The organism is Streptomyces sp. NPDC005281, from assembly GCF_040607495.1.
In the GTDB taxonomy this organism is placed as follows: domain Bacteria; phylum Actinomycetota; class Actinomycetes; order Streptomycetales; family Streptomycetaceae; genus Streptomyces.
This window is the reverse complement of sequence record NZ_JBEXGX010000002.1, coordinates 33,872-60,033: the sequence shown is the minus strand read 5'-3', so window position 1 is coordinate 60,033 and position 26,162 is coordinate 33,872. Positions and strand designations below refer to the sequence as shown.

Annotated in this window: 18 protein-coding genes and 1 pseudogene; 10 read left to right on the top strand and 9 right to left on the bottom strand. The window is 68.4% G+C overall.

Annotated elements, in window-relative coordinates; genetic code table 11:
• Positions 1 to 119 precede the first annotated feature (119 nt).
• The 4 genes from ABZV42_RS03005 to ABZV42_RS02990 all read left to right on the top strand — a co-directional run bounded on the left by ABZV42_RS03005 (position 120) and on the right by ABZV42_RS02990 (position 5,954).
• Positions 120 to 2,087, top strand: a complete 1,968-nt coding sequence (locus ABZV42_RS03005; RefSeq protein ID WP_355982608.1) for a hypothetical protein — start codon at positions 120 to 122, stop codon at positions 2,085 to 2,087.
• Between the two features lie 403 nt (positions 2,088 to 2,490).
• Positions 2,491 to 4,530, top strand: coding sequence for a PQQ-binding-like beta-propeller repeat protein (locus ABZV42_RS03000; protein ID WP_355982610.1), 2,040 nt, complete (start codon positions 2,491 to 2,493; stop codon positions 4,528 to 4,530).
• 159 nt (positions 4,531 to 4,689) lie between these two features.
• Complete coding sequence (locus tag ABZV42_RS02995; protein WP_355982612.1) at positions 4,690 to 5,433, top strand: hypothetical protein; 744 nt, start codon at positions 4,690 to 4,692, stop codon at positions 5,431 to 5,433.
• A gap of 248 nt (positions 5,434 to 5,681) precedes the next feature.
• Positions 5,682 to 5,954, top strand: a complete 273-nt coding sequence (locus ABZV42_RS02990) for a hypothetical protein (protein ID WP_355982614.1) — start codon at positions 5,682 to 5,684, stop codon at positions 5,952 to 5,954.
• Positions 5,955 to 6,216: 262 nt separating this feature from the next.
• Here the strand turns inward: ABZV42_RS02990 and ABZV42_RS02985 are convergent, their stop codons facing one another.
• Positions 6,217 to 7,335: a DUF3103 family protein gene (locus ABZV42_RS02985; RefSeq protein ID WP_355982713.1), complete on the bottom strand. Its 1,119-nt coding sequence runs from the start codon at positions 7,333 to 7,335 to the stop codon at positions 6,217 to 6,219.
• A 286-nt stretch (positions 7,336 to 7,621) separates the two neighbouring features.
• Positions 7,622 to 8,887, bottom strand: a complete 1,266-nt coding sequence (locus tag ABZV42_RS02980) for a hypothetical protein (protein ID WP_355982615.1) — start codon at positions 8,885 to 8,887, stop codon at positions 7,622 to 7,624.
• Between the two features lie 347 nt (positions 8,888 to 9,234).
• Between ABZV42_RS02980 and ABZV42_RS02975 the strand changes: the two genes are divergently transcribed.
• Positions 9,235 to 11,211, top strand: a complete 1,977-nt coding sequence (locus ABZV42_RS02975) for a hypothetical protein (RefSeq protein WP_355982617.1) — start codon at positions 9,235 to 9,237, stop codon at positions 11,209 to 11,211.
• A gap of 301 nt (positions 11,212 to 11,512) precedes the next feature.
• Here the strand turns inward: ABZV42_RS02975 and ABZV42_RS02970 are convergent, their stop codons facing one another.
• Both ABZV42_RS02970 and ABZV42_RS02965 read right to left on the bottom strand, forming a co-directional pair.
• On the bottom strand, positions 11,513 to 14,374 hold the full coding sequence (locus ABZV42_RS02970; RefSeq protein WP_356050714.1) for a TIGR03767 family metallophosphoesterase: 2,862 nt from the start codon (positions 14,372 to 14,374) through the stop codon (positions 11,513 to 11,515).
• Between the two features lie 149 nt (positions 14,375 to 14,523).
• A pseudogene (locus tag ABZV42_RS02965) lies at positions 14,524 to 14,845 on the bottom strand (GMC oxidoreductase); the annotation flags it as partial.
• A 178-nt stretch (positions 14,846 to 15,023) separates the two neighbouring features.
• Between ABZV42_RS02965 and ABZV42_RS02960 the strand changes: the two are divergent.
• Both ABZV42_RS02960 and ABZV42_RS02955 read left to right on the top strand, forming a co-directional pair.
• The gene (locus ABZV42_RS02960; protein WP_355982621.1) at positions 15,024 to 15,296 is read left to right on the top strand and encodes a hypothetical protein; all 273 of its coding nucleotides are present in this window, start codon (positions 15,024 to 15,026) and stop codon (positions 15,294 to 15,296) included.
• 18 nt (positions 15,297 to 15,314) lie between these two features.
• Positions 15,315 to 16,025 (top strand): hypothetical protein, encoded by a 711-nt coding sequence (locus ABZV42_RS02955; protein WP_355982623.1) that lies wholly within the window; start codon positions 15,315 to 15,317, stop codon positions 16,023 to 16,025.
• Between the two features lie 30 nt (positions 16,026 to 16,055).
• Here the strand turns inward: ABZV42_RS02955 and ABZV42_RS02950 are convergent, their stop codons facing one another.
• Positions 16,056 to 16,421 (bottom strand): hypothetical protein, encoded by a 366-nt coding sequence (locus tag ABZV42_RS02950; RefSeq protein WP_355982625.1) that lies wholly within the window; start codon positions 16,419 to 16,421, stop codon positions 16,056 to 16,058.
• A gap of 1,862 nt (positions 16,422 to 18,283) precedes the next feature.
• Between ABZV42_RS02950 and ABZV42_RS02945 the strand changes: the two genes are divergently transcribed.
• The gene (locus ABZV42_RS02945) at positions 18,284 to 19,066 is read left to right on the top strand and encodes a hypothetical protein (protein WP_355982627.1); all 783 of its coding nucleotides are present in this window, start codon (positions 18,284 to 18,286) and stop codon (positions 19,064 to 19,066) included.
• Positions 19,067 to 19,471: 405 nt separating this feature from the next.
• Here the strand turns inward: ABZV42_RS02945 and ABZV42_RS02940 are convergent, their stop codons facing one another.
• The 4 genes from ABZV42_RS02940 to ABZV42_RS02925 all read right to left on the bottom strand — a co-directional run bounded on the left by ABZV42_RS02940 (position 19,472) and on the right by ABZV42_RS02925 (position 22,575).
• Entirely contained in the window at positions 19,472 to 19,759 is a 288-nt protein-coding gene (locus ABZV42_RS02940) for a hypothetical protein (protein ID WP_355982629.1), read from the bottom strand.
• A 379-nt stretch (positions 19,760 to 20,138) separates the two neighbouring features.
• Positions 20,139 to 20,336 carry a hypothetical protein gene (locus ABZV42_RS02935; RefSeq protein ID WP_355982631.1) on the bottom strand — a complete coding sequence of 66 codons (198 nt, stop codon included), beginning with the start codon at positions 20,334 to 20,336 and terminating at the stop codon, positions 20,139 to 20,141.
• Between the two features lie 413 nt (positions 20,337 to 20,749).
• Entirely contained in the window at positions 20,750 to 21,739 is a 990-nt protein-coding gene (locus ABZV42_RS02930) for an alpha/beta fold hydrolase (RefSeq protein ID WP_356050906.1), read from the bottom strand.
• Positions 21,740 to 22,404: 665 nt separating this feature from the next.
• Positions 22,405 to 22,575, bottom strand: a complete 171-nt coding sequence (locus ABZV42_RS02925; RefSeq protein WP_355982635.1) for a hypothetical protein — start codon at positions 22,573 to 22,575, stop codon at positions 22,405 to 22,407.
• Positions 22,576 to 23,362: 787 nt separating this feature from the next.
• Between ABZV42_RS02925 and ABZV42_RS02920 the strand changes: the two genes are divergently transcribed.
• Together ABZV42_RS02920 and ABZV42_RS02915 are read left to right on the top strand one after the other, a co-directional pair.
• Entirely contained in the window at positions 23,363 to 25,573 is a 2,211-nt protein-coding gene (locus ABZV42_RS02920) for a hypothetical protein (protein WP_355982637.1), read from the top strand.
• Positions 25,542 to 26,120 (top strand): hypothetical protein, encoded by a 579-nt coding sequence (locus ABZV42_RS02915; protein WP_355982639.1) that lies wholly within the window; start codon positions 25,542 to 25,544, stop codon positions 26,118 to 26,120. Before ABZV42_RS02920 ends, ABZV42_RS02915 begins: the two co-directional genes overlap by 32 nt.
• Positions 26,121 to 26,162 lie beyond the last annotated feature (42 nt).

Below are 26,162 nucleotides of genomic sequence, written 5' to 3'. Positions count from 1 at the left end.
AGGCCGCGTGAAGGCCGCGTCCTGATGTCAGTGCCGCCTGCGAGACTCGTTCCATGATTCCGAAGCTGCCCTTGGACAGCCCTCGTTGGCCTGGTTTTGACGGTGTGAAGGTCGAGGAGATGCAGGTACTCCTGGAGCAGTTGGCCTCCGCGGCTGCCGCCGGGGGCGGCGACGCGTGGCGGCGGACCTGGAAGGACCTATCCGGCGGTCTGATGGATGACGGAGTCGTGGCCGACGGGACCTATGCGGCCCTGCCGCATCTCGTCGAGGCGGCAGCGGTCCTGCCTCCGGGACGGACCGTGGACTTCTGGGTGGACCTCGGATTCATGGTGACCGCCGACTACCGGCCCCCCGTCCCGGCCGGTCTCGAAGCGGGCTTCGGCGCCGCACTGCGGCTGGCCGAGCGGGCGGCCACCCGAAGCCTCCTCGCGGCTGGCACTCCCGGCCAGGTCTGTGCCCAACTCGCGCTCTCCTGCGTGGCCTTGGCCGGCCACCACATGGGCGAGGCGCTGTGGCAGTTCCCGGATCTCCAGGAAAGCGGCCTCCTGTTGTCGTGTCCCGAGTGCGGAAGCGACACGGAGATGTCTGGCCTCTTCGCGGACCCGGCGCGTCCGCCCCTCGAGGCTCCACCGCTGCCCGACCCCGCCCACGTCCGGCAAGAAGGGCATCCCTGGGGCGAAGCCGCCGAGGTACTGCGGGAGGAGGCACTGGGGGACGGCTGGGAACCCTTCCTGCGGGTGGCGCGCGACGTCGCGGCGAGGGGGGTGCCCCCCGAAACACCGGGACAGGCCGTCCTGTGCCTGGTCGCCGGGATGGTCGCGGTCAAGGGCACCCCGCAGCGGGCCGCGGGGGAACTGGCCCGCCGACTGATGTCGCTCACCGGGCACTTCCGCTGCTGGGACTGCGAGCGGACGTGGACGATCGCGGACGGCCTGGTGGAGCACCCGGACGGTGCGCTCTCCCCACACCGTCCAGCTCGGGTGCGGACGGACTCCGACGGGTCGGCTGCCGAGGCGCAATCAACGGCGGCCGGACGAACCGGCCCAGCGGCGACCCGGTTCCGGCGGGAAGAGAACGCGGTGGTCGCGGCCGACGGCACACCCTGGGGCCGTATAGCGGTGTTCTCCGATTCCGTGCCCGGTTCGTCCGAGGGTGTCGACGCCTTGGCGGTGGTCTCCCGCCCCGGTCTGCCGACCCTCGTGGCCGGCGGCGGGGACAAGGGCGTGGTGTGCCTTTGGGACGTGACCCACGGCCGACTCGTCCGCGACCCGCTGCCAGCACATCCCGACGCCGTCCGCTCGATGACAACCCTGCCCCTGCCCGACGGCCGCGTCCTGCTGGCAAGTGGAGGCGACAGCGGGACGATCGCCGTGTGGAACCCCCTCACCGGGCAGCCGGTTCGCGAACCTTCCGGCGCCTGGCCCGGCGGGGTGACCGCGATGTGCACCGCCGTCGTCCCTGGAGGCCGCACCCTGCTCGTCACCGCCACCCCCAAGGGCGCCGTCCGGATGTGGGAACCGGACAGTGGTGAGTGCGTCGGGAGGCTCAACCCCTACGGGAGTCCGATCCGGTCGGTCACCGCCGTCCCGATCTCCGCCGACCATACGCTGATCGCGGCCTCGGACACCGCGGGCCGCGTTCACGTGTGGGATCCAGCCGTCGACGACCCCTGGGAGCGCGGCGCGGCCGTGCAACTGAACGCACGCGCGCTGGCCGACACCGGCCACCGGGCGGCGGCCGTGGAGGCCGTCCTGGCACCCGAGCGAACCATGCTGGCCACGGCGGACGACGTCGGCGTCGTCCTGCTGTGGGATCCGGCCACCGGCGCCCCGGTCGGCGATGGCCTGCCCAGCTCCGCCGGCACCGCCGGCCCGCCGCTCATCACCGCCGCCACCCCGCACGGGGGCCCCACGGTCCTGGTCGCCGGCACCCGTCGCGGTCAGCGGCTGCGAGTGTGGGAACCGGAGACCGGCGCGGTGCGGTACATCGCCCTGGACGTGTCGCTCACCTGCCTGGCCACCGCGGGCGCGGAACTGATCGTCGGACATGACCGCGGAGTCCTCAGCCTCCCGCTCACGGGACAGTGAACGCGTCCGGCACAACCCCGTCCCACTCGTCGCGCGGAGCAACGCGAAGGAGCCGAGAACCCGCACGACGTGCCCGAGAGGCCGACCTGTGGCCCGAACCCCGCAGCCGCGCGCCCGCGCGGTCCGTCCGGCGGCCGGTGGGCAAGCCGCTCCGAACTCAAGGACGCCGTTCCACGACACGGCGCCAGGAGTCACCGTCCGCGCCGGTCATGGCCGCTGCCGGGACCCGAGAGCCACGAGCCTGAGCGCGGCCAACGGCGTTTGGGGTCAGGTGAATTCACGATTGCGCTCCTGAAAAGCGACATGTCAGAGTCCGGTGCATTGTCGGCTTCCACGTGCGGTCACCCGCACGGCGTCAGGGGAACGCCGGAAGGCGGACGGTGCTGTGCAAGGAGGGGAAGCGATGACCGATATCGAGGTGAGCGACAGAACGCTGTGGAGAGTCCCGGGCGGGGGCGTGCTCTACCGCACGCCCGCGATGGCCGACGGCGCCGTCTACCTCCTGGACGACTTCTTCGGTCTGGCGGCAGTCGACGCGGACACCGGACAGCGGCGCTGGACACTGCACGTCGACGCCGGAATCGGGACATCGCCGGTGGCCGGCGACGGCGTCGTGTACTTCGCCGACACCGTCGGCTGTCTGACGGCGGTGGACGCCGCGACCGGCGAGGTGCGGTGGAAGTGGAGAGCGCGCCGGTCGAAGATGTCGAAGCCGACGGTGGCCGACCACATCGTGTACTCCGTAGCGCACGACGGCAGGATGTGGGCGGTGGACGGGCTCACCGGCCAACCGGTGTGGAACGTCAGGGTGGCGGACTACAGCACACACAACAATCCATCCCCAGCAGTGTCCCAGGGGTTCCTGTACGCGGCCGTGGGAGGGCACCTGCTGGCCCTGGACACGGCCACCGGAAGCAGGCGATGGGACGTGCGCCCCTTCGGAGGCGTTCGACAGACGCCTACGGTGGCCGACGGCGTCGTGTATGTGGGCAACTACGAAGCCCTGGTCGCGATGGACGCGGCGACGGGCCAGGAACGCTGGCGGCTGTCCCCCGGAGGAGCGGTGTGGGCGAGTCCCGCGGTGGACGAGGGTGTCGCGGTCGTCGGTGTCGACGGCTGGTATCTGATCGCGGTGGACACCGGGACCGGTCGGGAGAGGTGGCGGGTAAAGACCCGCGGTGAGATCCACGCGACGCCGGCGATCGCCGACGGCACGGTGTACGCGGGCAGCCGCGACGGGCGTCTGTGGGCGGTGGACGCGGCCACCGGCGAGACACACTGGAAGGTCACGACCACCGAGCCGGTGCACTCCACGCCGTTGGTGAGCGGCGGCACGGTGTACGTCGACAGCCTCGATGAACACCTCTACGCCGTACGGGCCCACCGGCAGGGTGAGGCACCCGCCGAGGACCACCGCGCCGCATCCGCCCGTCCGACACCGGCGAACGCCCCTGGCCGGTCCAGCCCTGCTCAGATCGCCGGTACCGTGCGCTGGCGGGTGCGGGTCCCGGACGCGGGGCTCTTCACGGTGGCCGTCGCCGACGGCGTCGTGTACCAGCCCAGCAGCCGTGACCTGTTGGCGTTGGACGCCGCCTCCGGCCAGGAACGGTGGCGACTGACGTCCGCCTTCTCCTTCCGCTCGTCACCGGTGGTCGTCGACGCCACCCTGTATATCCGCAACGGCAAACACCTGTGGGCGGTGGAAACGGGCACCGGCCAGGTGCGGTGGAAACGGGCGACCGACCATGCGGGAGGTACCAGGCCGACGGTGGCCGACGGCACGGTGTACCTGGCCGTCGGCGACGGAATCTGGGCCGTGGACGCGGCCACCGGCCGCCGGCGGTGGAAGCGGCGGCTCAGGCCCCGCTACCCACGCTCCTACGAGAAGTTCACGTCCCCCGCGGTGGCCGACGGCCGGGTCTACGTCTCTCACCCCCGTGACTCGCTTTGGGCTCTGGACGCCGCCACGGGAAGCAGACTCTGGCAGGTGAAGACCTACGCCTCGCCCCACACCGCACCGGTGGTGGCCGACGGCACCGTCTACGCCGGCTGTTTCCACGGCCTGATCGCGCTGGACGCCGCCAGCGGTGAACAGCGGTGGCAGCGGCCTTTCGGCGATCCGACGTGGTCCACGCCCGCCGTCGTCGACGGGACCGTGTACATGGGCAGCAACGGCTGGTACCTGTGGGCCGTGGACGCGGCCACCGGGGAAGAACGCTGGAAGCAGGAGACCGGAGCCGCAAATGAGTCGTCGGCGGCGGTGGCGGACGGAACCGTGTACATCGGCAGCGAGGACCAGTCGCTCTGGGCCGTGGACGCGTCCACCGGCGAGGAACGCTGGCAGCTACGGACCGGCGGGGAGGTAAATGCGACACCCGTGGTGGCGGACGGGACCGTTTACGTCGCCAGCGAGGACGATTTCCTGTACGCGATTCACACCTGACGTAGCCTCGCCCGACGGATTCGCCAAGTGACCGGCTGCGCCTGGACGGTTGGCGACCGGCTCCTTGCGAATCGTCCAGCTGAAGTACATCGGCAAGGGAAACCGTGCGCACCCTCATGACAAGTGGGTCGTCCATGCCGCCTGCCTGGAGGGATTGCCATGACATACGAGCCGGAGAGCGACGTCGAGGACGAGTTCGTCGAGGTCGCATTCATCGAAGACATTTACGTGACGGACATCGGGCTGACCTGGCTCGCCTCGCGATGGCGCGTGCTGGAGGAGTTCTACAGGGAACACTTCCCGCCCCACGTCGTCGACCCCGGCCCCGTCGCAGTGTGGCTCGTGCTCACGGAAACGTCACTCGACCAGTTCGACCGCTCCAAGGCCGCACAACTGGGCCAGGACGTGCAGCGACTGCTGCGCTCACCGATGTCGGACGAGACGATCCGTACGGTGTGGCTCGCCGCCACTCACGGCATCCTCGACCCGGACGAGCACGGGATGACGGCCCGTACCTGGCTGCGGCGGGTCGAGGAGGCCTGGCTGGCCCGCGTGCGCCAGGACGATCCGGCGTTCGTACCTCCACAGCCACAGCCGGTAGTCGACGAGGAACTGCGGCAGGCCGTGATCCAGGTGATCCACACGGTCGCGGAGCCGTTGCGCCTCGCCTCGGAGCAGCCCCCGTACGGGGTTCCGGCGACCGGCCTGGTCCCCGCGCTGGAGCGAGTGGTCACCGAGGCGTGCGCCGACCTCGGCTACCGGCTCCTCCTCCGCGCGGTGAAGACCTACTTCGTGCCGGTTCCGGCCGACGGGGAGACGTACGACAACTTCGTCGCCCTCGGTGAGCGGTTCGGCTACCCGTACTGGCTCGTCCGCGAAGGACTCAACGACCGGACCGACTGACAACGGGGGGCGGCCTGCACACCTTCCGCACCGTGGCGGGTGACAGTCCGGTCGAGTGCGCGACGGGCCACGCCATTGGCGCGTAGATATGACTATTTGCGCTGAATGAGAAGTTGATTGGCATTTCTTAAGAGGCGGTGTTCTGTGGCGTTTTGGTCATGTCCGAGGGTGAGGATCAGTGCGTGTCCGGCCGAGTGGTCCGGGCAGTGCCGGGGAGTCAGCCCCGGTTCGTACGGAAAGGCCTGAACATGATCAACGGGTTGAAGAGGGCCGCGGCCCTGGGGGCGGCGACGGTGGCCTTGGCCGCGGGCGCGGTCGTCGGTACGGTCGGCACCGCGTCGGCGGCCCCGCAGGACCATCGACCGTCGGCGGCGTCGCACCACTGCGTGAGGGTGGCGGGCCACTGGGTACGGCAGTGGCAGCCGGCGTTCCGGGACCGGCACCACCGCTGGCACCCCGGCCAGTGGACCCGCGTCTGGCGCCCCGCCCACAAGGAGTGCCACCACTCACCCCGTGGCTGACACCGGCATCCGCCCGTAAGGGTGGCAGCGAGTCGCACGGGAACCGGCCCCGACGTGCCCCTTCAGGCGCGCCGGGGCCGGTTTGTCAGGCCGTACCCCGCACCCAACACTCCGGGCTTCGCGTGTCGAAACCGCGTTCGGGACCGTGCTCAGGGGATCGCGAGTCCCCGCCGGCGGATGGGTGCATGGAACAGGCCGGTGGTGTCACCACCGGCCCGCAGCCCTTGTCTGTGTCGTGTGTTTCGGAAGTTCGCCCTGCGGTTCAGAACTCCTGGACGAAGTACGGCTCGACGGTCATCCAGCCGTTGCCGCGAGCGCCGTAGCGGGTGCCGTTGTCGCTGCTGGCCAGGGTGTACCAGGAGTCGACGTAGTCGGGATCGTCCGTCCACCAGTCGTTCGGGATGGCATCCAAGATCGCGTTCACCAGCGGAATATAGGTTCCCTGGTCGGCGATGGTGAGCAGGGCTGTGGCTATGGCCTTGGCGAGGTCGCGGTAGTTGGTGCTGCCGTCGTCTTCCATCATCACGGCATCGGCCAGGTTGTACTTGTAGTTCGACCAGTTGACCAGGATCTGGCCGGGCCGGTAGACCGTGCCGTCGTTGTCGAGGTAGGGCATGTCGACGGGGTCGACACGTACGGTGCCGTCCTGTCCGAAGCCGGTGACCAGCGTGTAGATCTCGGCGTCGCCCTTGAACCAGGGCTCTTCGTCGTCCGAGAGTTCCACCGCGCTGATGCGGGTGGTCCAGAAGCCGCCGGATGCCGCCTGGGCCTTCGGCTTCCTGGTGGCGTCCGCCTTCGGTGCCGGTGCCGGTGCCGGTGTCGACGTGGCGGAGTGCAGGCCGTAGTGGCGCAGTTGCTTTTTCAGGACTCCCAGGCCGGCGGCCAGCGCCTTGGAGCCGTCGATGTCCACGACGTACACGGGACGGGCGGGCGCATGGCGGGCGTCGAGCCTGTGGGCTCGGCCACGGCTGTCGTAAGCGACGATCGTGGCGGCGTCGTCATCGGCGGTGGCGGGGGCAACCCAGGGTGTCTTTCCGGCGGACAGTGCGCTGCGCATCGCATGGTTCCCGAGTCGCAGCCGGAGCAGCGAACCGACGCTGGGGTCGAGGCCCTTGGCGGCGGCGATCCGGTGATCCGCCGTCGCCAGCGTGGACTTCAGGCTGGTGCCGGCGTGGCCGGCCAGCGCCGTGACGGACACCTCGTCGGCGGCCAGGGCGGCATGCTTGACGCGGGTACGCCAGGCAGGGTCGGAGAGGGAACGGGCTATGGCACGCGCTGCGTGGTCTTGCGCCGCGGCGACCGTGGATGCGGCAGTCGGGGCGGCCGCGGCCGCAGGCGTGGCGCCCGCGGCCTGACTGGCGGACAGGGCAAGTAAAGCCATCACGACGGCGACGGTGCCACGACGGCGCGGTTGACGAGATCTCACTGGAGGATCCTCCCGGAAGCGGGTGCGGACGAACGTCCTGTCAGGTGGAGTGGTGGAGCGGTAGATCTATGCGAGTAGATTCACGGCAAGCGTGGCGGGTTCATGACACTTCAAGCAAGAGGTGCGCTGCGGGGGCGTCTGTGACCAGTCCGAGAACGGGCTCGACGTCAAAAGGAACTGACTCGTCAGGTCCTGCACGTGTCCGCGCCGTCGCCGCTGATGACCGCCACGGTCGCGGTGTTCAGGAGGCGTTCTGGCCAGGATTGACGAACACCCCGCCGGGGTAGCTGACATCGCACAGGCCATCACTGTTGACGTCGCCGAGTGCCACGTCGGCGAGCCGCGTCGTGGACTGGTTGAGATAGCTCCACCGCCCGCCGAGCGAACTGGACTGGTACCACCAAGTAATGCCGGTGGCGATGAAGGCGTCGTTGACGCCGTCGCCGTCGAAGTCGCAGTACTTGCGCTGATTGCCGGTGTACGAGTCGAGGGTGTTGGCGGACTGGTGCAGTCCTGTCTCGGTCTGGTCGAGTGCTGCGTGGATGGGCAGGATCGAGCCCACCCACAGACTCGAATGCCGAAAGACGTTGTGCGATACGGTCATGCCGACACTGGGCGTCCCGCGTAGTTTGACACCCGTGCCGTTCGTGTACCACACCGTGTTGTATTCGACGTCCATGTACTCACCCGCGGAGCCACACTCGTAGCTGCAGGACGAGTCGTTGCCGTGCATGTCGATCTCATGAGTGTGCCAGACATGGGAGTTGTCCCCGCCGCCGCCCAAGATCAGGTTGCGGTACGCCAGATAGCCGTCCCCGGCCGAACCGTCGCCGGTGATCGCGTGCCGGTTGTAGTCGAACACGTTCCGCTCGACCAGGGCGTAGGCGCCATGGCCGGTCACTACGCCGTAGCCCGCGCCGTGACCGCAGCAGATGATGCCGGTGGGGTGCTGGTTGTGGTGGATGTAGTCGTCGTGTACCCGCACAGTCTGGGCGTTCCACAGACCGATCCGGTTCTGGCCGTCCTGGATGTTCACCGCCGAGCCGCGCCAGTGATCGATCTCGCTGTGGTCTATCTCCACGTTCAGGCTCGAGTCCACCCGGATTCCGTCGGAGTCGCTGGCGTCGACCGCCGAATAGGGGTCGTCACTCTCCGCGCCCTGCAACCGGATTCCGCTGAACCGCACGTTGTCGCTGTGCGTACCGTCCCCATCGTTCCCGACCCTGAAGAGGATGTGTGGGAAAGAGGTCGTGAACAGCCGCGGGCCCTGGGGGCGCTGCGACTTGTCACCGAGGATCTGCACGCCCGGGGCGACCGGCAGAGACTCCCGTCCGGTGAGGTCCAGGTCCACGTTCCCGGCGATCCGGACCACCGCGTCCGGTGTGTCGATCGCCTGCACGAACAGATCCTGCTGGCTGTCGGAGGTGATGGAGAAGGCCGGCGCCACGGCGGGGGCGGCGGACGCCGCCGGACCTCCACTGAGCCAAAGACCGACGGCGAATGCCACGGCGCCGCCCAAGGCCGAGCGTCGATGCCCGAAAAAGCCCACGACTGATTCCCTTTCCAAACAGTGGACGATTGAAGGTGTCACTGCGAGATGAGCGTTCCAACCCGTGCCGTCCCGTGCCCTGCCGTGCCATCGTGTTCCTTCATCCTCCGCCGCGGGTCCCGAGCCACGGGCCTCATACGGTGTCCACCTGCCGTACGGTCCGAGCCTGTTCCCCCGCCGCGACCTCTGCGCTAGGCTCACTCGCCGTCCCTCGCCCTGCGGCAAGGCCACCGATCACGACCGACACGGCGGTCCGGTCGGCTTCACCTGGCGTTGTCGAGTGCACCCAGGAGAGAGATAGAGCCGTGAACGATGTCGATGCGCCCGTGCGGGACGCGTCCGGTCCGGCCGGGCCGAACGCCCGGCAGTTCGGTGAGCTTCAGGCCCTGCTCGACGCGGGCACACGTGCCGTCATCGACGACGGCGATCTGCGCACCGGCCGGGACCGCTTCGAACACGCCTACTGGATCGCCGAGTCGGTGGGCGACGAACGGTCGATGGCGGTGGCCGCCCTCGGCTACGGTGGTTTGTGGGTGCATGAGCACCGTACGGTCGCCGGCTCGGTACTCCTGGAATCGCAGCTACGCCGGGCGCTGGAGTTACTGGACTCCCAGTCCTCGCTGGCCCTGCGGCTGCGGATCAGGCTGGCCGGGGAGGGCGGCTATCGCACCAGCGACACCACGGCAGTACTGGCACTGCTCGAGCAGGCGAGGGCACGGCAGAATCCGATGGCGCGTGCGGAGGCACTGAGCCTGGCCCATCACTGCCTGATCGGTCCGGAGCATGGCTCACTGCGCCGGGAACTGGCCGCCGAACTGGTCGCGGAGAGTTTCCGTACCTCCCGCCGCAGCGATCTGTTGATGGGGCTGCTGTGGCAGACGGTCGACATGTTCCTGGACGGCGATCCGCACGCGGAACGCTGCCTGGCCGAGCTGCGCGGCCTGCTGGCCGAACAGGACCATCTCGCGGTGGGTTTCGTCGTGAGCGCGATGGAGGTCATGCTCGCCGTCCGCGCGGGTCGCCTCGACGAGGCCGAGGCCCTGGCCAAGGCCTGTACCGAGCGCGGGATCGCCGCCGGGGACGTCAACGCCACGGTGTGGCAGGCCGCCCAGCTGGTGACCATCCGCTGGTACCAGGGCCGGGTGGGAGAGCTCGTGCCGCTCCTCAGCGACGTGGTCAACTCGCCGACGCTGAGCGCCGTGGACGATCACGCCATGGCAGCGCTGGCGGTGGCCGCGGTGACAGCCGGGGACCGGCGGAAGGCTGTCAGCGCGCTGGCCACGCTGTGTGGCCGCGACCTCGGCGACCTGCCGCGGTCGAGCAGTTGGATGGTGACGATGCACGGCGTCGCGGAGGCCGCCTATCTCCTCGACGACACCGCCACGGCGGCACGGGTCTACGAGTTGCTGAGTCCCTACGCCCACCTGCCGGTAGTGGGAAGTCTTGCCGTCGCCTGCTTCGGCTCGACCCACCACGCGCTCGGGGTCGCCGCGTTGACCATGGGCGACGTCGAGCGGGCCGTGACCCATCTGCGGAACGCGGCACGGCAGAACCTCGCCCTGGCGCACTGGCCCGCGGTGAATGCCTCCTGGGACCGGCTCGCGGTGGCGCTCGTACGGGCCGGCCGGCCGGCAGAGGCCGACGCCGTCCGGCTGGAGATTGCCGCGGTCGCCGAGGAGGCCGTGGAGCCGCCGCCGAAGACCGACGGACAGGGCAGCACGGGTCCGCAGGGCAAGGACGGGCAGGAACAGCCCGTGGCCTTCTGCACCCGGCTGGGCCGTAAGTGGCGGATCGGGCTCGGCGGGCGCAGCGTCCTGGTGGAGCACAGCGTGGGGATGCTCCACCTGGTGGTGCTGATCGCCAACCCGCGCCAAGAGGTCCGGGCTGCCGAACTCGTCGCCGGGCTGACTGCGTTGAACGAGATCGCCGGGCACTCGACGCCGCCCGAGCAGCCGGTACTGGACCTGGTGGCGATGCAGGAGTACCGCAATCGTCTGGCCTGGCTGCGCACCGAACTGGACGCGTTCAAGGCTGCCCAGGATCAGGAACGTGCCACCGCGGCCCAGGCCGAACACGACTGGCTGATGAGCCAGTTGGCGGGTGCCACAGGCCTGAGCGGACGTGCCCGCCGCTTCCCCGACGGCGAGGAACGCTCCCGGGTCGCGGTGAGCAAGGCCATCCGACGGGCATTGGACCGGATCGCGGCAGCCGACGCGCTGATCGGCGAGCACCTTCGGCACGCGGTGCACACCGGGGTGCGGTGCTCGTACTGGCCCGCCTGACGCGGGCCCGTCATGCTTTCGTCCTGATCGTGCGTTGCGGCGTATCCGGGGCGGTGGCCGGTGCAGGGAGGCGGCGACGCGGCACGGCGACGGAACACAGACGTCCGACATCGATGGCCGCCACCACAGCTACTCCGGCAGCTGTCAGGATCCTGCGACGTGGATGAGGGGCCGGTGACGGGGGACGGTTGTCCGCGGGACGGAGCATCGTGCAGGTGCCGGCCCCGCCTGCTGAGCGGTTGGGCCGGCACCCGCGTTCAGGCGGAAGAGCAGCGGGACGGATCGGGTGTTGCCGGGCCTGTCACAACCCGCCGAAGGTGTGCGTGGCGCGCAGCTTGACGTCGCAGGCCTGCCAGGGGGTCCAGTCGGTGCTGTTGGGGCCGGCCTGCGCGCAGTGGTAGAGCGTGCCCGTGTTGTCGACGGCGAACAGCTCGATCCTCCCGGATCCGCTTCGCTCGGCGCACACGTGACGCATCCTCAGCGTGGTGGCACCCGTCTGCGCCGGTATCTGAGCCCACGCCTGCCAGGTCCCGCTGCCGGCGGCGGTCTCGAAGCGACGGAAGAGCTGGCCGTCGGGATTGGTGCCGAAGATCGCCAGGCGTCCGTCGAGGTTGCGGGTCATGTCGATGGAGTCGAGGATGCCGTCGAGCGGGAACACGCCACCCCACTCGCTCTCCGTCTGGGCGTTGGCGACGTTCATCTTGCGCTGGATGAGAAGGCCGTCCTCCTTGATGGCGACCAGCACGGCGCGCCCGTCGAAGCCGGTCTCGACGGCCAACTGGATCGCGGTGCCGCCGAGTTGGGTCCAGGGAGTGAACCAGCCGTTCGAGGCGGTGTCGTCGTTCAGGAAGTCCTGCCAGCGGTGGCGGATGGTGTTGTCACTGCGAGTCGCGTAGACCTGTAGGCCGCCCCACTGGTCCTGGACCGCGGTCGCCGAGGTGAAGACGGAGTCGAACTGCTGGGGCGCCGTGTAGGTGCCGCTGCCCGCGCTCGTCTGCGCTCGGCGGTTGACGAAGCCGTTCTGGTCGAGGGCGAAGACCTCGACCCGGCCGTCCTGGTTGCTGGCGGCGGTGACGGACTGCCACCCGGGCCCGCCGGCGATCTTGGTCCAGGTCCGCAGGTCACCGCCGGCCGTCAGCTGGCTGGTGTTCCACAGGTTGCCTTGCGCGTCCGTGCCGAACAGCTCCAGCCGCCCGTCACCGTTGCGGGCCACGGCGACCGGGGAACCGAGCGGGTGCGGAGCGTGCAGCGGGAAGGGGGCCGGCAGGAGCAGTTGCGTGTTGCGGTCCTGGTTGCCGCCCATGCGAAGGGTGATGCCGCGGTTCACCTCCTGCGGGTCGTTGGTGGCCAGCTCCCGTGCCAGGGAGGCCAGTTGCGCAGGGGTGCTGGTGTCACCCGCGAAGGAGAGGGGTGCGGCGGGGTCGACCATGGTGGTGAAGATCGAAAGGGTGGCGGGCCCGGCGGAGGAGCCGAACTCCCCGGCGTTCTGCGCGTCGGGGCTCGCCATGATCTCGATGATGCGGCTCTGGATCGGCCAGTCGATGTGCGAGGCCGTGGAGATCTCCCAGAAGCCTCCGGAGATGGGGCTGTTGGCCGGCGCCGGATGAGGGATGATCTTGTTGGCGTGTGTGTGGCCGTTGACCATGGCGATCACGTTCGGGTAGCGCACCAGCAGTGCCTTGAGTTCGTCGCCGGTGTGCCGGTCCCCGAAGATGCCGCCGAGGATTCCGTCGTCGAGGTTGTCCATGGTGTTGAGCGTGTGGTGGCAGAAGATGACGTACATCTTGTCCTGCACACCACTCTGCGTGACGATGTGGTTGCTGGTGTTGACATAGCGTGAGCTGTTCGCCCTGAGCTGCTGTTCCAGCCAGTTGAGCTGGTCGGTGTCGATCGAGCCGCCCGCGGCGCCCGAGCCGAAGCCGTCGGTGTTGGTGTTGGTGGAGTCGAGGGTGATGTAGCGGATCAGGTCGCCGGAGCCGGACGGGATCGCGTAGTAGGCCCTGTCGATCCCGACGCCCTGGAATCCGTGACCGACCGGCAGGCCGGCCGTGTTGAAGTGGTCCTGGATGAAGGCCTTGCGCGACAGCAGCCGCCGGTTGGGGTCCGCGACGACCCGGGTTCCCTCCAGGTCCCAGGCGACCATCAGCTTGCCGAAGGTGCCGAGGTCGCTGTAGTTGTCCGGCAGATCCGCGGAAGTGCCGGTGGTCTTGGATGTGCCGACCGTCATGCCCTGCACGTCGACGAGGTTGTTGTCGATGGGCTCGTTGCCCTGCCACAGGCCGTCGTGGTTGCCGTACGCCGCGTACCAGGGCATGCCCAGGCCGTTGGAGACGAACGGTCGGCGGGCCGCGCCCACCGCACCGCTCGCGTCCAGCAGCCCGGGGACGTAGGGGAATCCGAGGCCGGAGATGCCGGTGTACTGATTGCCCGGTACCTGCTGCGGTGGCACGGACGGGTAGTAGTAGTGGTTGTCCCCGGTGCCGCCGCTGGTCAGGGTGCCGCCGGCGAAGCTCTGGTCCAGGCCGATGGCGCCGGAGTCCGGGACGATGGTCTGGCCGCCGTCGAGCAGGTCGATGTACCAACGGTTCTCGTTGTGCTGGCAGTTGTCGATCGCGTCGCCGGTGACGATGGTGAACTGCAGCGGCATCCGGCTCCGCGGGCCCTTGCCGGTCCCGGCAATGGCCTGGCACATCGCGTCGACGACCTGCGTCGAGAGGAACTCGTGACCCCGGTAGGCCGAGTCGGTGGGATACGAGGCGTAGTGCGGGGCACCGGCGTCGGCGTAGCGGTCCATGAACTCGAGGCGGGCCGGCGACTGGTCGTCCACGATGTGCAGGTCGGTCATCTGCGCGAACGCCGCCAGAGCCGTCGTCGGAGGGCCGAAGCGGGACCAGAGGTCGGTGCGGATGGTGTGCGGCTCGCCCGGCCCGGCGACGAGCCGCTGGTAGCCCGTGCCCTGGGCGTAGCTCGCCCGCTGAACCGTCTGGTCCCACGTGGTGACCCCCGGAACCTGCGATGCGGAGGCAGTTGCCGTACCGGCCGTCCTGCCGGCACCCATCGAGGGCGTGGCCTCGGCGGCGGCGCGGAAGCCGCCCGCGTCGATGGCTGCCGCCACCACACCCACTCCGGTCGCCGTCAGTAGCTTTCTTCGCGAGATGCCCACGCCACGTCTCCCAGGAAAGGTCGAACCCGTCTCCTCTTTCGGCGTTCCATTCCGTTCCGCCTCGTTCCACAGGCCCGTCAGCGGCCGGGCAACGGAACATCGCGGCGCAGCGCGACCCCCGCGGCAGCGGCACTGGTGGCGATCGTGGCGACGGCGCGTTCGGCGAGGGCCGCGATGGTCAGGGAGGGGTTGACGGTGAGGGAGGTGGGGACCGCGGCGCCGTCGGTGACGAACAGTGCGCTGTGACCGCGCAATTCATGGCCGTCGGTGAGGGCGCTGGTGGCTGGATCGTCGCCGATCCGCGCCGAGCCGAGCGGATGGGCCGTGACAGTGCCGGCTACGTCCTCGCTCCACGGACGGACCGGGGAATGGCCGTCCCTTCTCGAGGATCTCCCGCACCGCGGTGTCGGCCCGGTCTCATGCCCGGCGGGTTCGGGAGGTGGGGTGTTGGGTCATGGTGCCCTGTCCGAGCCCTGGTGCGAGGATGCGCTGGGCAGGCAAATGCTCGCCCTGTTGGGCCAGCTCACGGCCGCTTGCAACCGCCGCGGACGAACTCGCCCAGGCGGGCGGTGGAGGAAGTCCTCCTGTAGCATCCTGACAGGAGATCATCCTCAGCTTTCCCGGCCTCGGCACCCAGCTCGGTGCCCTTGTGCCGGCCGAGATCGGAGACGATCGCACCCGGTTCGCCGACGCCCGTGGCCTGAAAGCCTACGCCGGCGCCTCACTCATCACCCGGGCCTTGGCGCTACGACCACCGAGGCGTCGCGCAGGGATCCATTGCTCATACGGGCCCTACTGGGCTGGCCGGCGGTCAGGTCGTCGACTGCAGGCAGGGTTTGACGCGCACCGTTCAGCGGCACGTGACCGAACAGGTCGGCGACGCCGATTGTCAGCGTGGCATGTCATGGTGGCAGCCGGGTGAGGCAGGGAAGGAGCCGGAGTGGCCTCGTTGGGGGAACGGTTGCGGCATCGGAGGATCGAGGTCTTCGAGGGCGCGCTGCGCGATGCTGTGATAAACGGTCCTGCGGGCGAGGCCGAACTCGTGACGGTGTTGAACGATCTTCCTCTGAGTCGGCAGGTGTTTGTGGTCGCGGTGCTGGGCGATGCTCAGGGTTCTGCGGGTCCGCCGGCGCTGCGCAGCGTCCTGACGGCTGGGGGAATGCCGCGGGACGTACGGTGTGCGGCGGTACTTGCGCTGGCCAAGCGATGCGGACCGGAGGCGTCGACTGATCTTGCGTGGGCTCTGTCGGCCCGGGACGCGGTCCTGAAGAACTACGCGATGCTGGGCCTGGCCGGCGCGGGAGACGCCAGGGCCTGGGATCAGGCGTTCGTCCGCTTGCGGCAGATCTTGCGCCGCTCGGGATCACCCCCTGGCCTTCACGCCCAGCACCTTTCCGTGCAGTCGCAGGCGGTATCGGCGATCTGCTATCTCGGTCGGCATCTCGATGGAGCCGGTGGCGAGCGCACGGTCCGGCTCGTGGGTGAGGTGCGCGGACGCTGGGATCGACTGGCTACCGCCGAACAGGCATGGCTCACGCAGATGTGGCCGCAGTGCGTGCCGGACGGCCCGCCGGCAGGCGAGGCCCCGCCACCGCTGGGAAGGCGCCTGGAGTCCTGGATTCGTGATCCTCTCTTTGGTCCGGTGCACTGAGGTCCAGCACGCCGACGGACTCAGGTCCGGCTATCGGGCACCCGGTCGTCGGGCAATGCTGAGTCGCGCGTCTTCGCCCCTCATGGCCTGCGGCCGGCGTTCATCGATGACCACCGCCGCTTCACGGCAGGCGCTGCAGGCCCTCTCCCGCTCCGGCAGCCACCAGTAGCCGGACGGCGCCATGCCGTCTTCCTGGATGCCGCACAGGGTTCTGTCGAAGACGCCGAAGGCGTGGGACACGTCGGCGGACAGACCGTCCGCAACGGCTCTCTCCCAGCGCATCTTCATCGGCAGGTAGGGAGGCCGCACGATCTCGAACCGACCGCCACCCACATGTGTGGCGGCATGGCACCACAAGCAGGACCAGATCTGCTCCTGCCAAGCCGTCGTCGCCACTGGCCATCGCCACATTGCTTGCCCGCACACATCACACTCCACGAGCGGATCCTGGCACTCCCACTTCTGGCGCCGGGCACCAGGCTGCGCACCAAGGACGGTCGACCGTCACGGTGGCCGACGTCCACAACTTCCACCGGCACGGCACCACTTACGACCTCACGGTCGGCACCCTCCATACGTACACTTGCTGGCGGGGGCCACGTGCGCCCTGGTCCACAAGCCGCCCGCTCGTGCGGGCGCGCCGTAGCGGCGGCCCCGCACGAGTGCGCCAGTCCAGCTCTGCAGCACACGGTCCATGTCGGTCGCGAGCTCGGGTCCCAGCCAGCTGCGGCCCACCCGCTCGCCCAGCTGCCGGCAGAACGGATCGTCCTCCCGCCGCGCGCCCTGGGCCGCGTCCCTCCGCTCGCCTTCCACACCAGCTCGGCCATCGCCGGGTCCAGCAGCGCATCCGCCACCGCCACCACCTCGGGGAAGACGACCGCGTCCGGCCCACGATCCGCCACCACGCCAGGTCCGCCCCGGCGTTGCCGCCGGCCACCTGGTGCACGCGGCGCGGCCAGATCTCCTCCCGCTCCCAGTGCAGGGCCTGATCCCACCAGCCGGCCACCACCGCATGGGACAGGGCGAACACCTGCCCGGCTTCCACCCCAGCCGCCGCTGCCCGCCGCGCCACGCCCGGCCACCGCCGCTGCGCGGCCCACCTCCGCCAGCGCGTAGAGGTCCAGGTGTTCCAGCTGCTGGTCGGCATCCGCGTCCATCAGCCACCGCTCGTGCCGGATACACACCCGCTGCCAGCGCGGCAGATACCGCACCGCCGGCACCGGCTGCCCGGTGCGCCGGCCGGTACACAGCCGGCAGGCGAACTCCGCGTCTCCCGCCACCGGACCGGCCGTCCGCCACCGTGCCTCGGTGGCATCCCCACCCCCGCCCGCGGCGGGGTGCATCTCCGCGCCCGCGACCAGGTCCAGGGTGACGATGCGCGCATAGGTGTCTGCCGGGCGGGCGGTGGCGGCCAGCGCGTACTGCTCGGCGGCGGCCTACTCCTGGTGTTGGAAGCACGGGAGACCGGACAGGTCCGGCAGTGCGGCGGCACGGTGGACACCAGGCGCGGCCGGGCCGCGGCGACGGTGGCACGGCTGCTGGGCTGCAAGGCGTCGACGGGCGAGCGGGTGTTGGAGCGCCTCGAGGACCGCCTCTTGGTGCAGCGAGTCCGGGTGATGACGGCGTCCGGATTGGCGCACCGTACGCGGCTGTTGGTGCCGGCGGTCGCGGCCGCGCACGCCCAACGGGGCGCCTGCAGAACGCTGGAGGACCGTCCGGAGGCTGCTCGTACAGCCAGCTCAGACCCCGACGTTGCGGCAAGGCTTGATGAGACCGTCGAGTCGGATGAAGCGTTGCAGGTCAGCCGCCTATCCCGAGCCGGTTTGGCCGGGCTGGCAGAGCCCGATGCTACGGCAGGCCTTCACACCAATCACTCTCCTGGGGGTAACTCCGTCGCTCCCCTGCTGGTCTCTGGTCGCTTTTCCGGCGAAGTCCGTGTGGGTCCAGGTGGTCAGCCGGAGTGTGCGCGAACGCGCGAGGACCAGGCTGTCCATGGCGGTAGGGGTGACCGGCTGCCGCGTGCCCGTGGCGCGAGAGGCCCGCTGCGCGGGGAACAGCAACAGAAAACCCCGTCGATGACTAGTACAAACGCAGAGTCCGAGGAGCTGGTCGGAGGGAAACCGCGGGTCTTGGTCAGTGCTGGTGAGACTAGGCAGTCGCGGGGAAGGGGGTCGCTGCCGGCGGAGGACCTCCGGGCGATCTTGGCCCCGGTTCGGCTGCTGTGGGCCCGCCTTGGCCGTCCGGCAGCCCGCAGGTTGGTGGAGGACGCGACCCGCGTCGAGCTGGCCAAAGTTGCTGGCTTCGCCGGTCGCAAGGACGCGACGCAGGTTCTCGCTGACCGGCTTGGCCGACACTTCGACGACCACCTGCGGTTGAACGGGCCGATCAAGGACCCGGTGGGCTGGCTGCTGGCCCGTGGACTTCCGCAGCGACAAGAGTGCGGCGATGCACGGTGTGACGACCGCGTGCTCCTCGACTCCAGCCAGGACTGCCCACGCTGCCAGGACCGGCAAGCCGGCCGCCGCGCGCAGCGTCACGCGGTGGCCGCCGCCGTCGAGGACGTGATGCCGTACGCATCCGAGGCACGGCGAGGCGCAGCCACCGAACGCCAGCTGCACGAGACGGTCACAGCCCAGGCCTGGGCCCGCGAACACCGGTGGGAGCAAACCCGTGTCCGGCAGGCTGCCGCAGCTCAGAGGCGTGCCGAAGCCGCGGCCGCGCAGCATGTCGATGAAGGCCAGTCCAAGGCGCCTGCCCCGCCTTTGGTGCCCGCCCCGCGCCCTGCCCCGGTTGCCCCCGCACCCTCAGTACCGACCGCGACCATTGTCCACGACCTGGTCCTCGAGGACCTGACCCGTGAACAGGTCTTGGAGTGGCGATCCCTCGCAGCCAAGGATCACCAAGTCGTGTTCGACCACATTGAGCGCTACGGAGAATGCTCGGCGCAGCGCCTGTTCACCAGGGCCCTTGTCGCGCAGGTGACCCGCCTGTCGCGACTTGGTCACCTCACCCTGGGCTACACCCCGTGGGGGCCGTCATGAAATCGGGCATGACCGAAGGGCAGCGAGAAAGACGTGCCGCCCGATCCGGGGCACCCTGCCTTCTCGGCGGCGATTGTGACTGCCTTCGACGAACCTCACAGCCGGACTCATCGAAGCCAAGGAGGGGGAGGACGACGCCCACCGGTCAAGCACCGGTAAGACGCGATCATGTTCAGCGAGACGGGACAAATGCGGCGCGAGCCCGGTTTAAGAGTGCGGCCTCGCACACGTCGTGGACAGCGTCCCGGATGTCGAGGACCATCACGCCGTCGATCTTCTCGATGCTGCCAGAGCCGAACTGAACCGGACCCACAGGGGGTAGGTGCAGACGTCGCGCGTGTGAAGGAGGCCATAACCGCTATCGGCGAGATGCGAGCGTAGGGCCTCAGCGTGGGCGGGTGACGTTTACCAGCACTGCTCCGAGCGTCCCACCCACTGGCAGTCCGGGGCGTAAGGGTTGTTGTTCCCTTCGCTGCGGGCACACATCGACGCCCCCACGATGAGCAGTGCGACGATGACGCCGTTGATGAGCCAGCGCTTTGCCCGCTCGTTAGCGATCTCCTCGGCTTTGCGGGTGATCTCTTCCTCCCGCTCGGAGTCCGACTCCTGCGGTTGCGGCTCCTCTTGCTCTTGCAGCTCCTTCGTCACCTCGGGCGGCCAGTAAGAGGAGCTTCCTTCCTCGAACTCCCTCACTGCCCTCCGCCACTCCGCGCGGGATGCATACGCTGCACGTAGGGACACATCATGCCCAAGGCAGGCATAGCAGCCCATAACGGCCTCGGGTCTGTCCAGCAGAGGGACGGAAGCAACATGCACGTCGTCGCCGCAGAGGGGACAGTCGTATGGAATCGGCATGGATACCTGTTCAAGCGGACGGGGGTGGCGATATCGCCGGGGTCCTGACCCCAGGTTAGTGCTCGGCAGGCTCCAGCAGCTGGAGTTCGCCGAGGAGAAGGGGGCGGCTGCCGAACAGGCCGAGAGTAAGGCGCCGGTGTGCGGCGTGCAGGCCGCGCCAAGGGGGACAGGGGATGTTGTCGCGCCGACCAGGATGCCCGTGCTGCTTGGCCGGGATTCACAGATGCCTGGGATCGGTGCCCTCCAGGCGCGCGGTGATCGCTGCGCGCTGGCGGAGCCACCGGCGCAGGGTGCGGGCGGTGTCCTCGTCGAGTTCTACAGGCAGGGACCGCTGCACGGCGAGCATGCTGGTGATCTCGGCCTCGGCCGGGTCCAGGTACTCGCCCGTCGGGTTGGGGGGACTTCGAGGCGTCACGGGGTGCCCAGGAAGTCGGCGAACCGTCGTAGGTGATGATCCGGCTGTGTTCGGTCGGAGTCGCGTACTCTGCAGGCGTTTCCGTGCGGAGTGTTGCGCCGGCGGCGGCGAGCCGGGTAGCGGCACGCTCGAGCGTCATGAGGTCGGCGGCCGCAGCGATCGTGGCGCGCGCAGAGCGCGGTGATGAGGCTCATTGAATTTCCCCATCCAGTGCTCACGGGTTCCCCAGACCTGCTCACCTTGATTCCCCACCCGGAGCGCGCTGATCTACAGAGGGCGCCACTCGGGAGGGCGATCGTTAAGGCACGACCGTAGGCCTCAGGCAAGGGAGGTTGCCGAGAGGGCGAGCAGCCCCCTGCGTTCGGTGCCTACATAGACCACTCAGTCTGGGATGACGGGTGTGGAGGTGGCGCTCACGGAGCCGGGCTGATCACGCCGTTCTTGTCCATGACGAAGACGCCCGTGGTCTTGCCGCCGACCTGCTGGTCCTTGATCCACTGCGTCGACAAGTTGTGTAGATTCTGGTGTTGCTGTTCCCAAGGCATCTGGTGGCTGGCACCGAGTGCTCTGACCATCACCTTGTGGGGTCCGGTGATTGCGTCGTACAGCGCGCGGACCGAGAAGTTGAGCTCCGCATTCCCGCTCGGCGGCGTCGTGTTCGCCGTCCTGTCGTGTTCCCCGTCCACGATCAGCACGGGCACGTCTCCGCCGAGGACCCCGCCCTGCCCCGCGGTTGTCTCGTTCCATCCCCACCGGACAAAACTCCTGATGCGGTTCAGGCCTTCCGGTGGCCCCCAGGTCCTGCCGACCGGATCGCTGTCCATGTTCGCCGCCCACACTGCTTCCACCATGCCGGGTTCCCGCTGGTCCGGGGTGCGCAGCTCAAGGTTCCAGGCCTTTTCCAGGCCGTATCTCGTACCGAGGGACATCGGAACCCCCGAGCTCGGTAGCGGGCTTGGTGGGCTGGACGTGGCCTGGGGCGGGAAGATCGGCGCCAGCAGGAACATGCTCTCCACGTTCTCCGGGTGCTGGACCGCGTAGGGTCCCATTGTGAACGCTGCCGCGGACCAGCCGAAGAAGGCGACTTTCGGCACCTTGCACTCCTGCTTGATGTACTCCACGACGGTGTGCAGCTCGGCTTGGTCGCTGTCGGAGTTGTTCAGCTGGTACGGGTAGATGGGGCTGCACGGGGTGAAGCCTGGCGGCCGTGGGGTGAGCAGCTCCTGGTCGGTTTTGCTGAGGTTGCACGGGGAGTCCATCTCGGGACGAGGTGACAGCCCGGAGCCCTGGAGGTCCATCATGAAGACGTCGTAACCGGCCTGCGCCAGTGCCTCAGCCCAGCTGTACGTCCTGTACTGGAGATCGAAGCTGGCGAGCACCGGAACACTCCTGCCGTGAAGCATGAGCACGGGTTTGCGTACCGGTGAGGTCCACCAGGACCGCCGCTCCCTTACGAAGAGCTCGACCGCCACTTGATTGTTCGCGGGCACGTTGGACGTGTGGGGGACCAAATGGTCGAAAGTGAGGGTCCAATCCCATGTTCCCCATGGCCACCACGGACCCATACCCCACCATGACAAAGGCCTTGGCGCTGGTGGCCATGGTTTTGGGAAGGGCCATCTTGGCTTTGGCAATGGACGTGTCCGCCAGTCCCATTCCATGGGAATCATCCGTTCCGTGCACTTGGTCCGGGAGCTCATGCCCCCTCGAGCCAGCATCGGAAGGCTGCCCGCCCAACGCCACAGCACGGCCGTCGGCCTAGGCCCTTAGGGTGGCGCGACTCTCCGATTGGCGGTCGCCCAGTTACACGCGTGTCTCCCGCTCGTCGGGTCCACAGGTCGGGCACCTCCTGGCCAAAGAGGTCGAAGGCGAGCTGACTGCTGACCATCGCGGGGACTCCTGGTGGGTGGGGATAGGGGCGGGGATTTCGGCCGCTGTGCGGGCTTGGGGACCGCTTAGAAACGCACGTGGGACCGTGACCGGGCAGGATCGTGGCCGACAATAACCGGGTGGTGCACGAAGAGCGGCACTGGCCGATTTCACAGATCCCCATCAGCGGTCCACTTGGTCAGGAAGGTTGCCGGGCGAGCGCGGCCCGGCGGTCCATCTCATCCTCGCCGTCGTTGCAGCACGGTCCGCACAGGAGGCGGATCGTGCTGGGCTTCTCGGGCAGCGGGATGTTGTACGGCAGCCGTTCGTCATCGTGCTGGCGTAGGTCGTAGTCGCACTTTGCGCACATCAGCTTCGCCCGATGGGCCCGCTCGGTCGTCCAGGAGAGCCAGTCCGACGCGAGGGGTCACAACACGAGTCCCGTGGACCCGGTCCCCGGCTGGAAGATCATGAAGTCGGAGCGGGGGAGTCATCGGGTACCTGCTCTTGCACTGTCAACTGCTCTGGAAGCAGCACAGGGCGCGACCGATGGCTCACACCTAGACCTCGGCAAGCTTCACCTTCGTACGAATTTTGCCTATTTTCTGCTCGCGGTAGACGGCTGCACCCCGACCAGACCTGAGCGGCGCGTCCAACGCGGCGTCAAGTGCCCTCTCCGCCTTGGTGAGCGAGCCCAACACCGATCCGTCATGTTGTGGTCTTCAAGGGTTCTCGGGTCGAAATAGCTGTCACTCACGGCGGAACCATGACTCTTCGATTTCACCGGCTGACCTGCGACTATGCCTGGACCGGTCGATTCCTTGCGGTGCGGCCACCCGCAGCTCAACCCACACCCGCTGGATCTCCTGGCGGCGGGTGCCAGGGGGGAGCGGTCCCGCGCCAGGATTTTCTCGATCTTCACCGTCTTCGTGATGAGGGCAGCCTTGTGATGGGTCAACTCGCCCTACTGGTCGGTAGGTTGTCCGAGGTTCGCTTTAGCAGATGCGCCATTCCGGGAGGGCTGGATCGACAGATCAATCACAGGTTCCACACAGACTCTAGTGACACAGCGTCTTCACATGTGATCAACTGCGGGTGTTCCAGCAGGTCAGACCCCTGCTGAGCATCCATCTACTTGCACCACAGAAAGGGACTCCATGAGAGTCCGGATATCCCGCCGCGCGCACGCGGTCACCATCGCCGCTGCCCTCGTCGGGGGCGTCATGCTGCCGCTGGCCGCCGCACAGCCGGCCACGGCCGACAGTTGTCTCACCTCCGTACCGACGTACGTGTGGGAGCCGAACTCCACCGGCAACATCGCGGCACCCCGACTGCTGCACAAGTACATGGACTGGGGGCCGATGAGCGGTACCACAGACAGCCTGATCGACACCCTCACTACGGCGAGCCTGCCGACCACCAGCAAGGTATTCACCGGCGGCGGCGACGGCATCATCTACGAGGCCACCCTCGGCGGCCAAGTCAAGGCCTACAAGGACAACACCGCCACTGGCGGGTCTCTGCTGACCTCGGTCAAGACGTACACCCTGAACTGGTCGTCGGCGACGCGGATCGTCACGAACGGCACCTACATCCTGGTCCTGGCGAGCGATAACACGCTGGACGTCTACCAGCAGTCCAGCCCGTCCACGGGCAACGGCACGATCACGAAGATCGGCTCGATCAGATCAAGCGTGACCTCCGAAATGGGCGCCTCCGACTCCCTGTGGATGGTGAACTCCGGTCTGTCCTGGCTGAAGGACGGCACAATCAAGCGGACGGCTCTGACCGTCATCGGCTCGTTGCCGAAGCTCGCCCTGACCTCGACTGTCGCGACCGGCGTGACCGCCAGCCAGGCCTGGAGCCCGGGCAGCGGGGTCGTCAACACGCAGAGCACCACAAGCGACCCTGACACCACCGGTCAGATCGCCAAGTTCGCCACCGGCCCGTGGGCGCAGCTCGATCCAGAGGTCCGGACCGGAATCGTCGGCACGATCATGGCGGACGCCGGACCGTGCCTCGCGGACCCGGACCCGGCGCTGCAGCCCTACTTCGCCACCCCACCGGACGAGACCGGAGGGGCAGAGGCTGTCGACGCACCCGAGGATGCCGCCCAGACCCCGTCGAACACGGTCACCGGCAAGTTCACCCTCGGCAACGGGCAGCCCGCCGCGGGCCTTCCGGTCACCCTGACGGCCAACGACCTCGGCGACAACGCCACCGGCGAAACCCAGGTGCCGTTCCTCGGCACGGCGACGACCGCGGCTGACGGCACGTGGTCCATCACCCTGCCGAGCACGCTCCCGGCCGACGTGCAGCAGGCCAAGGACGACAACGGCGGCGTCCTCAACCTGCAAGCCACCGCCCTGGGCGTCTCCACCACCACGAGCACGCCGATGCTCGGCGTGGACACCCTCTCCACCACCACGGCCCAGCAGAGCGCGACGGTTTCCGGACAGAACGACTACGGGCACAGCACGCTGCTCGCCCCGAACACTGTGTCCGGCACGACGCAGGACACCTACGCGGCGTCCACGGACAACAAGACTCTCGCGGCGAAGATCGAAGCCGACCCGGCTCCGGCCCCGGACACGGTCCCTATGTGGCAGAGCGACAACAGCACCCTCGCCGCCGACTACAACCCGTACCTGGTCAACGGCCAAGACGTCAGCGCCGAAGCGGTGCGTCCGCCCACCGTGCCCATGGATTCCGGCAACTGCTGGGACACCAAATCCCAGATCGACAGCTCGACGAAGTACACGGTCATCGGCGAAGCGCACGCCAACTGGGACGCGAAGTCAACGTTCGAGTACGAAGCCTCGATGTCCAGCAGCTTTGACACCGCGATCAAGGGCAGCAGCGGCAGCTGGACTCTGGGTTCGTCCAAGGAACTGTCGCAGACCAACGGCATGACCGTAGGCTGGTCCGCCAGGCCCAAGTTCTCGCACCAGTACGAAGTGCCGATCCTCTACAAGAAGTGGAAGTACCAGCACTGGTGCTCCGGCTCGGTGCGCTCCACCTGGTACAAGATCGAGGCAAGTAAGTACAATATTCCGGCCAGCGGCGCGGCGGGCAAGTTCGGCAAGGACGTGTCTTCGAAGGACGGGTCGGCGAACTTCAATAAGTCCCCGAAGGGTAACCGGACCTACCTTGAGGGTGGTGGTGGGACCCTTTCGCTCGGTCACGGCAGTTCTGTGAAGTTCGCCGGAGCGGTGAGCGCCTTCGGTATCTCGCTCGGTGCGAAGACTGGCTACGACAGCAACCACAGGCAGAGGATCACGTTCGGGAACCAGCCCGGCAAGCACTGGGTCTGGGGCAAGAATGGGTCGCTCAGCAGTGGGCACGCTGGTGTCTTCTACTCGAAGTAGGCGCGGCCGGCTGATCGCCGGAATCTCGTTCCTGATCGTGACGGCGGCCCTGGCGGCCTGGCTGGTCCCGGAGCGAGCAGATGACACAGGCGCCTGGAAGGGTCACGCACTGGGTGCAGGCCTGCTCGAGCAGGCCGACCTGGAGTACGACCAGTTGCGGATCGGCAAGGAGTACTGGCTGAATCTGCCTCAGGCGACCAACGTCAGTGGTGAACCGGTGACCATAACCAAGGCCCAGTTCGTCAACCTGCCGAAGGGGCTGGAGCTGATCGGCTACAAAGTGGTGAGTGTCTACGACACCGGCGGATACGGAATCGGTGTGCGCCTGGTGAAGTCACCGAACGACGACATCAGCGGAATGCCGTCGCGGTCGACGACTTTCACCGTGAAAGCCCACAAACCGGCCAACAGTTTCCACATGGCCCGGTTTCGGGTAACCGGTCCGGTGGCGGGCGACACGTCGCAATGCCGGTTCTGGTACCGGCAGGGCTCGGTGAAGTACCGGCAGGACTTGCGGTGCGTCAACCAGCTCCGCCTCGCCAAGTAGGTATGGCAACCGGAGAGGGCAGCCGGAGACGCCCCCAGAACA

Coding starts and splice junctions, on each gene's coding strand:
- ABZV42_RS02990 (WP_355982614.1), top strand. CDS start 5,682: ATGATCAACGGGTTGAAGAGGGCCGCGGCCCTGGGGGCGGCGACGGTG.
- ABZV42_RS02925 (WP_355982635.1), bottom strand. CDS start 22,575: ATGTGCGCAAAGTGCGACTACGACCTACGCCAGCACGATGACGAACGG.
- ABZV42_RS02920 (WP_355982637.1), top strand. CDS start 23,363: ATGAGAGTCCGGATATCCCGCCGCGCGCACGCGGTCACCATCGCCGCT.
- ABZV42_RS02995 (WP_355982612.1), top strand. CDS start 4,690: ATGACATACGAGCCGGAGAGCGACGTCGAGGACGAGTTCGTCGAGGTC.
- ABZV42_RS02930 (WP_356050906.1), bottom strand. CDS start 21,739: ATGCTTCACGGCAGGAGTGTTCCGGTGCTCGCCAGCTTCGATCTCCAG.
- ABZV42_RS03000 (WP_355982610.1), top strand. CDS start 2,491: ATGACCGATATCGAGGTGAGCGACAGAACGCTGTGGAGAGTCCCGGGC.
- ABZV42_RS03005 (WP_355982608.1), top strand. CDS start 120: ATGCAGGTACTCCTGGAGCAGTTGGCCTCCGCGGCTGCCGCCGGGGGC.
- ABZV42_RS02985 (WP_355982713.1), bottom strand. CDS start 7,335: ATGGCTTTACTTGCCCTGTCCGCCAGTCAGGCCGCGGGCGCCACGCCT.